Annotated in this window: 14 protein-coding genes and 1 riboswitch; of the genes, 4 read left to right on the top strand and 10 right to left on the bottom strand. The window is 41.7% G+C overall.

The window, feature by feature from the left end; genetic code table 11:
• Both ACR65F_RS07000 and ACR65F_RS06995 read left to right on the top strand, forming a co-directional pair.
• Positions 1-255, top strand: a 255-nt coding sequence (locus tag ACR65F_RS07000) for a hypothetical protein (protein ID WP_440503799.1), incomplete at its 5' end; no start/stop codon positions are given.
• 110 nt (positions 256-365) lie between these two features.
• Complete coding sequence (locus tag ACR65F_RS06995) at positions 366-581, top strand: hypothetical protein (protein WP_039043707.1); 216 nt, start codon at positions 366-368, stop codon at positions 579-581.
• A 96-nt stretch (positions 582-677) separates the two neighbouring features.
• Here ACR65F_RS06995 and ACR65F_RS06990 read toward each other — a convergent pair whose 3' ends face one another.
• Positions 678-884, bottom strand: coding sequence for a hypothetical protein (locus tag ACR65F_RS06990; RefSeq protein ID WP_440503798.1), 207 nt, complete (start codon positions 882-884; stop codon positions 678-680).
• A gap of 108 nt (positions 885-992) precedes the next feature.
• Positions 993-1,448 (bottom strand): DUF1801 domain-containing protein, encoded by a 456-nt coding sequence (locus tag ACR65F_RS06985; protein WP_440503796.1) that lies wholly within the window; start codon positions 1,446-1,448, stop codon positions 993-995.
• A gap of 160 nt (positions 1,449-1,608) precedes the next feature.
• On the opposite strand from ACR65F_RS06985, the gene ACR65F_RS06980 reads away from it, so the two are divergent.
• Positions 1,609-2,235: a YIP1 family protein gene (locus ACR65F_RS06980; RefSeq protein WP_440503795.1), complete on the top strand. Its 627-nt coding sequence runs from the start codon at positions 1,609-1,611 to the stop codon at positions 2,233-2,235.
• Between the two features lie 258 nt (positions 2,236-2,493).
• Here the strand turns inward: ACR65F_RS06980 and ACR65F_RS06975 are convergent, their stop codons facing one another.
• The 6 genes from ACR65F_RS06975 to metE form a co-directional block, all read right to left on the bottom strand.
• Complete coding sequence (locus tag ACR65F_RS06975; RefSeq protein ID WP_440503794.1) at positions 2,494-2,952, bottom strand: DIP1984 family protein; 459 nt, start codon at positions 2,950-2,952, stop codon at positions 2,494-2,496.
• An 80-nt stretch (positions 2,953-3,032) separates the two neighbouring features.
• Positions 3,033-3,482, bottom strand: a complete 450-nt coding sequence (locus ACR65F_RS06970) for a hypothetical protein (RefSeq protein ID WP_440503792.1) — start codon at positions 3,480-3,482, stop codon at positions 3,033-3,035.
• A 224-nt stretch (positions 3,483-3,706) separates the two neighbouring features.
• Positions 3,707-4,363: a TIGR04104 family putative zinc finger protein gene (locus ACR65F_RS06965; protein WP_440503790.1), complete on the bottom strand. Its 657-nt coding sequence runs from the start codon at positions 4,361-4,363 to the stop codon at positions 3,707-3,709.
• Positions 4,350-4,859: a sigma-70 family RNA polymerase sigma factor gene (locus ACR65F_RS06960; protein WP_440503789.1), complete on the bottom strand. Its 510-nt coding sequence runs from the start codon at positions 4,857-4,859 to the stop codon at positions 4,350-4,352. Before ACR65F_RS06960 ends, ACR65F_RS06965 begins: the two co-directional genes overlap by 14 nt.
• Positions 4,860-4,970: 111 nt before the next feature.
• Positions 4,971-5,216, bottom strand: coding sequence for a hypothetical protein (locus ACR65F_RS06955; RefSeq protein ID WP_440503787.1), 246 nt, complete (start codon positions 5,214-5,216; stop codon positions 4,971-4,973).
• A gap of 317 nt (positions 5,217-5,533) precedes the next feature.
• Complete coding sequence (metE, locus tag ACR65F_RS06950; RefSeq protein WP_440503869.1) at positions 5,534-7,822, bottom strand: 5-methyltetrahydropteroyltriglutamate--homocysteine S-methyltransferase; 2,289 nt, start codon at positions 7,820-7,822, stop codon at positions 5,534-5,536.
• Positions 7,823-7,967: 145 nt separating this feature from the next.
• Positions 7,968-8,109: riboswitch (cobalamin riboswitch) on the bottom strand.
• Positions 8,110-8,284: 175 nt separating this feature from the next.
• On the opposite strand from metE, the gene ric reads away from it, so the two are divergent.
• The gene (ric, locus tag ACR65F_RS06945) at positions 8,285-8,983 is read left to right on the top strand and encodes an iron-sulfur cluster repair di-iron protein (protein WP_125101168.1); all 699 of its coding nucleotides are present in this window, start codon (positions 8,285-8,287) and stop codon (positions 8,981-8,983) included.
• A 56-nt stretch (positions 8,984-9,039) separates the two neighbouring features.
• Here ric and ACR65F_RS06940 read toward each other — a convergent pair whose 3' ends face one another.
• Positions 9,040-9,636 carry a class I SAM-dependent methyltransferase gene (locus ACR65F_RS06940; protein ID WP_440503786.1) on the bottom strand — a complete coding sequence of 199 codons (597 nt, stop codon included), beginning with the start codon at positions 9,634-9,636 and terminating at the stop codon, positions 9,040-9,042.
• The gene (locus ACR65F_RS06935) at positions 9,626-10,243 is read right to left on the bottom strand and encodes a class I SAM-dependent methyltransferase (protein ID WP_440503785.1); all 618 of its coding nucleotides are present in this window, start codon (positions 10,241-10,243) and stop codon (positions 9,626-9,628) included. The genes ACR65F_RS06940 and ACR65F_RS06935 overlap by 11 nt, the downstream gene beginning before the upstream one ends.
• Positions 10,244-10,374: the final 131 nt, after the last annotated feature.

The following is a 10,374-nucleotide window of genomic DNA, read 5'->3' as shown; positions in this document are numbered from 1 at the left end:
ATGCAAGAACAATTCGATGGTATGCAAGGGCAATTCGATGGTATGCAGGGACAAATCGGTGGTATGCACGGGCAATTAAATCGTATTGAAAGTCGGCAAGATGCAATATACGAACAGACTGGACAGTTAACGGTATTCCGTCAAGAGACACTAGCTAAATTTGATGAAGTCGTCAAAAAAGAGGACATGCATTATTTTGAAGCCAAAGTGCTGGAACATGACCGTGAATTATTTAACTTAAAGAAGCGGGCATAGCTGACTCCCCTATCACAGCTTGGATAAGCCCGCCACACCACTCCTTTATTTCTCAACGATGTATGAATTCCCTTTTTCCCAGGCATCTTACCTATAGGAGGTGAGCCTGCATGGGAAACAAAAACAACCCAAAAACGATGAACGAACGGACGCACAACCCGTTTGATACGTATCAAAACAAAGACCTAGATGCGAGTAGCAGTAACAGCAACAATCCACTAGATAACGCAGATACGGAATTTGCTCCTGAATTTGATGCGAAAGTGAAGAACAAGAATAATAAGACCAATCACGACAAGAATCAGCAATCGAATAAAAAGAAGTAAATTTAAAAGCCGCATATCTCTTCAAAGAGATATGCGGCTTTTGCGTTCACTTCACTTCGACTCTCACATTTCCTCCGATGTATGTGGGATACGCATTCAGTTCGAGACGAATCGGATTGGTATAGGTAGTGTTTCGAGTGCATCGTGATCACTTTTCAAAAACGCGAGTGCTGTTCTCAACAAATCCTCTTTATGCTTTTGCAACAATGCTAAAAATGCCGCTTCATCACCAGCAATCGCTTTTCGACTAATTTCCAAATCATCCACGTCACTACCACCTCGTTCCTGCTCTTTGTTATTCATTAGACTCTGCTGCATGGAAATAGTTCATGGTGAAAATTAATTTTTCAAAACCCTCTTAACGCACATAAAAAAACACTGAACCCCACGGACAGTTCAGTGCCTTTCCCATTATTTCTTCCATGCCGTTTCATAGTGAGCAATGTAATCATCAACTGTAATTTTTCTACATAACTCTGCTATCAATTCATAAGGAATAGTTTCCATCTTTTTAAATCGAATACAGCTTTTCCCCATATCCAATTTCGTTTTCACGTACTTCGGATATTCTGCGACAAACCAATCATGAACTGGAGGGAAGGCATAAATCCCCATATGATAAACGCCGATGAAATTTTTCTGAGAGCCGATGCTTAGAAATGGAAGGGGTTCTTTCGGATTGCAGTGATAGCCATCCGGATAAATACTATGTGGGATTACATAACCGATCATGCCATAGGAAAGAGTTTCTTCAAATCCTGCTGGCAAATTTTCTTTAATGATGTGACGGAGCTTTTCAATGGCTTGCTGTCTGTCTTCTGGAAGTTGCTGAACGTACTCTTCAATTGTACCCGCTTCAATTCTCATAGCGATCCTCATTTCTTATTCTAATTGTTTATAGCTACTGTATCATATCTTCATTAATTTTTTCAGCCTTGCATTTTAGTTGAAATTACTAAAATGTGAATCTTTCTACAACCCTCTGTAGTACAGTAGAGAGTAGAGTTTTACAGAGAGGAGTTTTCCATTGAAACCGTTTTTATCCATTTGGGCTCGTCCTACAGAAACAATCCAGTACGTACTCGATTATAAGACATTATCGTATAGCTATCTCATCCTCGTTATGGCTGCACTTGCGATTGCACCACTCACCATCACGCAGATGCTTTTCATTAAAGAGATTCCACTTTTAGTAATCCTGCCTATCGCGTTTTTCGGTTTGTTTATCCTCACAACTGCTGGTTGGTTTTTAAATAGCGCTCTCTATACGTGGATTGGCAAGTGGCTAGGAGGCACAGGGTCTTATAAAAAAATGCTAGCGGTTGTTCCCTTAGGTTCACTAACAGCGATTTACATTCTACCTTTCTCCTGGGCCATGATGTTTGCTTTAATCATACTCAGATACGTAGATTCAGATGCAGCTGCTACCGTGTTTGTAATCCTTTTCGCATTGTCACCGATTCTATTTTTAGGATTAATGGGCCTATCTGTATATGGGACAGTGATCATGTCAAAAGCAATTGGGATTGTCCACAACTTTTCTGCATGGAAAGGATTCGGAACGATTGGAATCCTTATGGGCATCGCTTTCGCACTGAGTTTCGTCGGATGGATCAGCTTGTTTTTCATCATCTTTATGTTAGCCTCCATATAACGAAAGATAAGCATCTGTTATTCGTTCAACAGATGCTTACATTATGTATTCAGTCCCCGAGCCCACCCTCGCAAGCGCTGTAAATTAGTGCATGGTAGTTACATTGACAATCTATTTGTACAGGTGTCACAGTACTGGGCATTATTTGTAGACGGTTATCACCCGCAAAGCAGACCCCACTGCTTATCGTTAATCCAACTATCCCTGTTGGCGGGTTTGCACTCACCTTTACAACGGCTCGCTACCGACTGTTATGTGTTAGTCTAGTAAATCAATATTCCAGTTCATCCCTTGAATCTTTGTATCCATTTCCCGATATGCTTTTGATAATTGATCCACTTGTTTTTGAATCGACTTCACATCTACTGTGCTGACGATTCGGATTTCTGATTGGCTATATCGACCAACTTGTTGGGATGCTTCATCCACTACTTTCGTCAGTAGCGATCGCTGATCGAACAACTGATCACGCTCCGTTAACGCATCCGCGAGTGTTCGTTCCTCGTCAAACTTTATCTCACAGTTCGTTCGGTTAATTTTTTTGATTAATGATGTAAGCTCTTGACGGATATTAGCAAGTTCCGAAAGCATCTCATTTGGATCTTCCGAAGGCTCATCACCTTCTTGGATTTTCAAGTTCATATGAATTCGTTTTTTCAACTGTTCAATGCGCTTTTGGTAATCTGCCCTCGCTATTAAAGCTTCTGCTAATTTCATAAGATGATCCTCCTCTAGCCAGCCTGTATATTATTGTTATTCTGCGTTCATTGGACTATCCCTCTTTTTAGAACAACACTTTAGCTAACTCTTATCTTTGAGTCGTTTCGACTAACAAATCTGACGATCATTCCTGCCACAATCAGGCTGAACACCAAATGACTCAATGTCCAGTAGAACCATGCCAGGCCATCATCCGCGGCGGGTGGCTGATCGGTAAGCAGCGTCAAGAAATATAAAATACCGCTCCCTACCGTATAGACCGCAACATATGGCCACATTTTATATTGCCATCTGAACAACATCAATATGTAAAATAATCCGATGACACTAACAATACAAAAAACGAAATGAAAGACAATACCAAACCAGGAACTATCCTGCCAAATATGGATGATTGGAAAGTAATCCACATTATACAGCAGGATATACGCTTCATTTCCTGTTAGTGTATAGACCAACTGCATCAGTGCAGCTAAAACTGCGCCACTTGTTATTCCAATTCCAATCAGTTGCAAGAACTGCTTCATCTGCTTTCCTCCTATCCCTTTCTTGTTCATCCTCTATTCCCTTTTCACTGGTATGAGTAAACAGTGACCGCCGCTCTTTTTCATACCTCATCCTGCTTTTTCCTAAAAAGTACAAACTCGAAATCCCTCGAGTCTTAAATATTGTTTTTTTAAGGTTTGTCCCCTTTTTTGCGAATAAAAAAACGTATCCATCCAATGGGGATGAATACGGATTTGTTAGTTGTTCACCACAGCGGTTCATTCATAGGATCATCCAACTGCAACTCTACGTAGTATGGAACCAAGCGAATGATAAATATCGCTAAAAATACTAGGTAGATAAACGTTCCATAAATACCATGTTCAAATACGTTGGCCGTAATAATCATCAGTGGTATAAGAAGTTGGAATGAGCTCGTTTTCTTCCTAGACTTCCGTGTTTGATAATTTTCCATGCCACAGTTCGGGCACTTAGTTTTTTCATTTCTAAATGCTTTTTTCAGCGCTAACTTATGAGTCCATTTGGTTCCGCAATTTGCGCAAGTTGGCAACGCTCTTCCCTGTTTTCGAATGCTCTGTTTAAACAAGCCATAGATTATTAAAAATAGAACCGCCAGCAATACGGTTTTCACCGAATCGTATGAAAGTAAATCCAGAATAGTTAGTGTCCCTCCGCCCTCTGATTGCGTGACTCTTGTAGGATTCACCATGCTTCTGGAGATAAATACCAAAGTCAATGATAACAACACAAATGCCGAGAACACCATCCGATAAGTCCTTATTGGACCAAGTGTTTTAGACTCCCGACTTTTTTTGACAGTATGAATTAGCTCTTGTTTTCGTTTGTCATCGAAGGTGATTTTTTGCAACTCCGCATTCAACTGATCTTTAATCGAATCCATGAGAAAATCCCTCCTGTTCTTCTAAACGTTCTTTCAATTGGACGCGGGCACGTTGAAGTCGAGTCCGTACTGTGGCTTCAGGGCAACTTAAAATATTTGCAATGTCTACTGTTGAGGATTCTTTGTAATAGTACAAAACCAACACCTCACGATAGATCAGTTTCATGGATAACAGTGCGGTTAACACAGACTCTGTAGTCTCCTGTTCAATCATGTATCCTTCTGGTGTGCCCTTCGCTTTCGTCCCAATAATCTTTTCTTTCAATAGAATACGTTTATGTGTCCAACTTCTTAAATAATCATGACTTCTGTTTACAGTCATCTTAACCAAGTAGGTTTTCAAAGAACTCTCTTCCCTAAATTGGTCTGACCGTTGGTAGTACCGAATGAGTACATCTTGTACTATATCTTCTGCGGTACTTTGATTTTCGACATAGACATAAGCGACTCGAAGTAAATAATCGCCGTAGTCGTCCATCACTTTTTCGATATCCACTTCTGCCACCACCTGCCTTTTGTCTATAGACGTACGCCACTTCATTTCCGATTCATTTTCTGCAAAATAAAAAAACTGCAGCACCCCCACAGGATGCTACAGACTATATTATTAAGAACAAGAAGCAACTGCCATATTGTTATCCCGTTCCTGAATTAGAATATTCTTTTGTGCATCCAGTTTAAACTCGATGCCTCTATCGTCCAGACAATTTATTAAATAGTCTCTGGACGTTTCACTCATGTTTTCATGGTTTCCATAGATGATAAATTCGCTTGACTCATCTGCACGCGCCCCTAAAGACATCAGTGTCACTAGAGTGACCAAAGGAATAATAAATAACTCCTTCTTTTTCATATCGTTCTTCTCCTTTCACTAGTTTTCACTGACTCTTCTAGTATTATATTGCAGAGCACATTCTACTAATTTAAGTATACGGACAAACTAGATTTATAGCTATCTAAATTTGAGCATTTTTTACATATTTCGTGTTTATAAAATATTTATGGGACACGCTCTCGCAGGGTATTATTATTAACTTGATACCACTTGAATGGTCATGATTTCAATCGACTGATACATTACGCACATTCCTGATCCACGAGAACAATTACTTATAGCCAAAAGAAAAGCGCGAATGGGTCCCATTCACGCTTTTCTTAAAGAGATTTATATTATTTTTGCAGGACTTCTAAGCTCTCTCGCATTTTGTTCGTGGCTGCCACCATATTTTTTAGTGCTGCAACCGTTTCTTCTTTCTTTCTTGTTTTTAATCCACAATCTGGATTAATCCAGAATTGAGTAGGTTCCAGAACGCTTAGTCCTTGTTCGATGACATCGACCATTTCCTGCACTTCTGGTACTCGCGGACTGTGGATATCATAGACGCCAAGACCAATCCCTTTGTCATAGGAGAAGTCATTGAAAGCGGACACTAGATCTCCGTGAGACCGTGACGTTTCAATAGAGATCACGTCTGCATCCAATCCGCTGATGGAATCGATGAAGTCGTTAAACTCGCAATAACACATATGCGTATGGATTTGAGTCGTATCCTCTACTGAACCGGTTGCGACTCTAAACGCAGTGATTGCCCAATCTAAGTAGTCATTCCATGCAGATTTCTTCAGTGGCAACCCTTCACGAAGTGCGGGTTCGTCTACTTGAATGATTGGAATTCCAGCTGTTTCTAATGCTTCGATTTCTTCACGTAATGCGAGAGCAATCTGATACGTGACGTCTTTACGAGAAATGTCATCCCGGACAAATGACCAATTCAGGATCGTCACTGGACCTGTCAGCATCCCTTTCATCGGCTTATCTGTCAGTGATGCAGCATAGACAGACGCTTCCACTGTTATCGGATTCAGGAATGTTACATCACCATAGATAATTGGTGGTTTAACACAACGTGATCCATAAGAAACAACCCATGCTTTTTCTGTGAATACAAAACCGCCTAGTTTCTCTCCGAAGTATTCCACCATATCCGTCCGCTCGAATTCCCCGTGGACAAATACGTCCAAACCGATTTCTTCTTGAATTTCAATCCACTTCGCGATTTCACTGTGCACGAACTTTTCGTATTGTTCGTCCGTCGATTCGCCCTTACGCCATTTGTTGCGCGTACTGCGAACTTCCGGAGTTTGTGGAAAACTACCAATTGTTGTTGTGGGTAACAGCGGTAATCCTAACGCTTGTTGTTGTTTCTCGCGTCGTTCGGGTGCTGCTGATTTGCGCTTACTGTCTTGCACGCTAATGTTTTCCACTGCTTGACGCAGTTCAGGATGATTACGTGCCGGCAATGCTGCAAGCTTTTCACGGGCAGTTGCACTTTTAGCGATTGATTCTGCAATAGATTGCTTTCCTTCACGTACTCCTTTTACAAGCGTCGTTACTTCCTCGAGTTTTTCATCCGCGAACGCTAGCGCATCTTTGATCGCCGAGTCTAATTTCACTTCCGATTTCAACGTAACCGGTACATGGAGCAGACTGCTAGAAGGCTGAATCCATACGCGGTCTTCCGAAACAGACTCAAGAAGTTCATCCACAAGTTCAGTTTTCGCTTGCAAGTCAGCACGCCAAATATTGCGACCATCGATTACGCCTGCAGCGAGGACCTTATCTTCAGGGAAACTATGCGCTTTCAATTGCGCTAGGTTCTTCTCTTTTCCTGCTACAAAATCTAAGCCAATTCCTGCCACTGGCAACGCAACAACGTCTTCATAATGTTCGACAGCGTCAAAGTAAGTTTGTACAAGAACATTCAATTCTGGTACTTCAATGTTTAGTTGTTTATAGATTTCCGTCACGGCTTGCATTTCATCTTTTGTAATTGATGTAGATAAAATCGGTTCTTCCAGCTGCACCCACTTCGCTCCCGCTTCAGATAACTCACGGAGAACTTGCGTGTATAGTGATATCAACTGAAGTAAGAACGCTGGGACGTCCTTTTCCGCGTATCCCTTTGAAAGCTTCATGAACGTATACGGTCCAATCAAGACAGGTTTTCCGTCTATTCCTAACTTTTCTTTCGCTTCCAAGTAAGCCGTCAACGGTTTGTTCTCTGTCAATTTCAGTTTTCGGGTGCCATATTCCGGAACGATGTAATGATAGTTGGCGTTAAACCATTTCGTCATTTCTGACGCAACGGCATCGTCATTTCCTCGTGCCATTGAGAAATACGTGGATAGCTGAACGTCCTCGCCATCCCATTCGTAACGCTCAGGAATCATCCCGAACATGACTGCTGTATCGAGCATTCTGTCATACAATGTAAACTCCCCAACTGGGATGAGAGCAATTCCTGCATCTTTTTGCTTTTGTAAACGTTCCAACCGAATCTTCTCTACTGTTTCAAGGAATTCTGGCTCTTCAATCTTTCCTCCCCAAAACGCTTCAAGTGCTCGTTTCCATTCGCGATTTTCTCCGATATACGGATACCCGATCGAACTGCTGATAATTGACAAATGATTTCCTCTCCTCTTCTCATATGATAAGCCGTGTTTTTTTGTACAAAAAAAACACTTCTAACGAGGGTCAGAAATGTGGACGCAACATAATAGGTTGCGCGTGCGCATTCTAACACTCCCTATCGACCGTAGGGGATAGCGTCATAGAAACTAGGCAGTTATCTGGCTTCAGCGAAAAGCTGTCACAGTGGCGGGACCGCGCCGGATTGTATTCACCGGCTTCACTTTTAAGATCTAGTCTAACTTTCTACTAAATCACCTATTTCTCTTGCTTTACTATTCGGTTGTCGATTGAACAAACCTATCATAGTTAAATTTTTCTGTCAAATAGAGTATTCCGTTAATTAAGAAGATATTAAAGATGTAGGCATTTCCCCAATATGAAACCGGTTAAAGTTTAAGTAAGATTAGATATGAGAACGATTATCAATTAATCCAATAGGAGGAATTCCATTGTCACAAATAACGCTTGACCAACACGTCTCTGATATTGTCACGGCTATTCCCCAAAGTGCAGATTTGTTCCGTAACTTACGCATCGATTATTGCTGTGGAGGTAAAATTTCATTGCAAGAAGCAGCTGTTCAACGAGAACTAAATCCTGCTGACGTCTTAACACGTGTTCAAGAAATCGAAGAGAAACGAGAATTACGAGAACAGCTGGAGCCTTCCTCCTTTGGAGAGAAAACACTCATTGCTCATATTCAAGAAAAATATCATACAGGTTTGCGCGAAGAACTTCCATTGCTTGCTCCATATGTCACTAAAGTCGCGCGTGTGCACGGAGAAAACCATCCGCATTTGTTGCGTGTTCAAGAAATTTTTAAATTGCTGCGGGCTGAACTAATCGATCATACAGACGATGAAGACCAAAACGTCTTCCCTCTCATCCTTGAATTTTTAGCAAACCCAACACCTGAACTGAAAGAGCAGTTAAAACCACATGTCGCAGAACTTGAACAAGAGCACGATAATGCTGGCCGACTCCTTCACGAACTACGGGAAATCACTAATAATTTCACACCTCCAGAGGAAGCTTGCGGCACGTATCGACTTGTATACGCACGTCTTGAACAGTTCGAAAAAGATACCTTCCAGCATGTACATTTAGAGAATAATGTGTTGTTCGACCGTGTTCGAGAAGCAATTTAATGATGAAAAGCCGGGCACCGTGCAGTAGATAGCACGGTGCCCGGCTTTTGTATTCCTTACTTTTTCCGCCCAACAAATTGAATAACTTGAGACAATCCGCTATGACCCGCGCCTTCTTCGCGCACTACTTCTTTCTTTTCAAAGTGTAAATGCTCCCAATCCGCGAACACATCAAAGTCCGCTGAGTCATACAAATACGTTATGTCTTTGGGGCCTCCCGTGCCATAACCGATTTGCTCTTTGGCATAGACTTCAGTTACAAACAGACCACCTGGTTTAACGGCTTCACGTATTCCTTTCAGTGTCTGCAACCGTAACTCCGGATTAAAATGACCAAATACACAAATGATTGCATCGTACTCATCAGTTGGCCAGTCCGCTTCCTGCAAATCTTGAATCTTTGTTTTCAGCTGAACATCCTTTTCTTTTGCAAGTGCCTGAGCTTTGTCTAATCCGGATTGGGCAAAATCCCAAATCGTTACGTCACAGCCCTGCTCCGCTAGATAGACTGCATTCCTTCCTTCACCTTCAGCAACCGCGAGAACATCAGGCCCGATTGTAAATCGCTCCGTTGCTTCTTGGACGAATGCATTGGCTTCTTTCCCAAATACATAATCTGTCTGATTAAAACGCTCTTGCCATTTATTCATCATGACTCTTCCTTTCTATCGTCCCGTTTTTTCCTTCAATATACAAAAATAACTTCGCATAATATTCTTCAACCTTAGCGACTTCAATCCCCGACTTTTTGATTAAATCCAGCGTATCTCGATTTAGCTGGCACCCATCGCAAATCTTTTCCCATAACGGATTCAAGAGATCTTGTGTTTTACTGAGCAAGACTGGCTCCATCCGGACATGTTCGAAAAATAAAAGCCGTGCTCCCGGTTTACTCACACGTCTAATTTCCGCGAGTGCTTTCATCGGCTCTGGAATTGTACAAAACACAAGCGTGGCAACGACAGTGTCGAACGTATCATCTGCAAATGGCAATGACTCTGCACCGGATTCATGTACCTGAATTGGGACTTGTGCGCTTCGCAGCCGTTCTTCCGCTCGCTTGCTCATTGAGGGGTTGGGTTCAATCGCATCCACTCGAAGAGCATTCTTGTAGTATGGGAAGTTGATCCCTGTTCCTGAGCCTATTTCTAATACCCGTCCTTCTGCTTTCTTAACGAGGTCGATTCTAATTTTTTTAAAAGAGATCTCTTCCAGCGGTTTCATAGCTGCATCATATACTTTTGGAAACCAGGTTCCCATTGACTGAGCCTCCTTCTCTTATTGAATCCCTTTCACAGGTATCTTAATCCGATTCTACACTCTTATGGTAGACAGTACTCTTTTCCATGCTCATTCTCATCATTTCTTCAGCTCTAACTTGGCAACGTCAA

This window comes from Sporosarcina sp. SAFN-010 (genome assembly GCF_059415065.1).
This window is presented reverse-complemented; position numbering and strand designations above follow the sequence as displayed.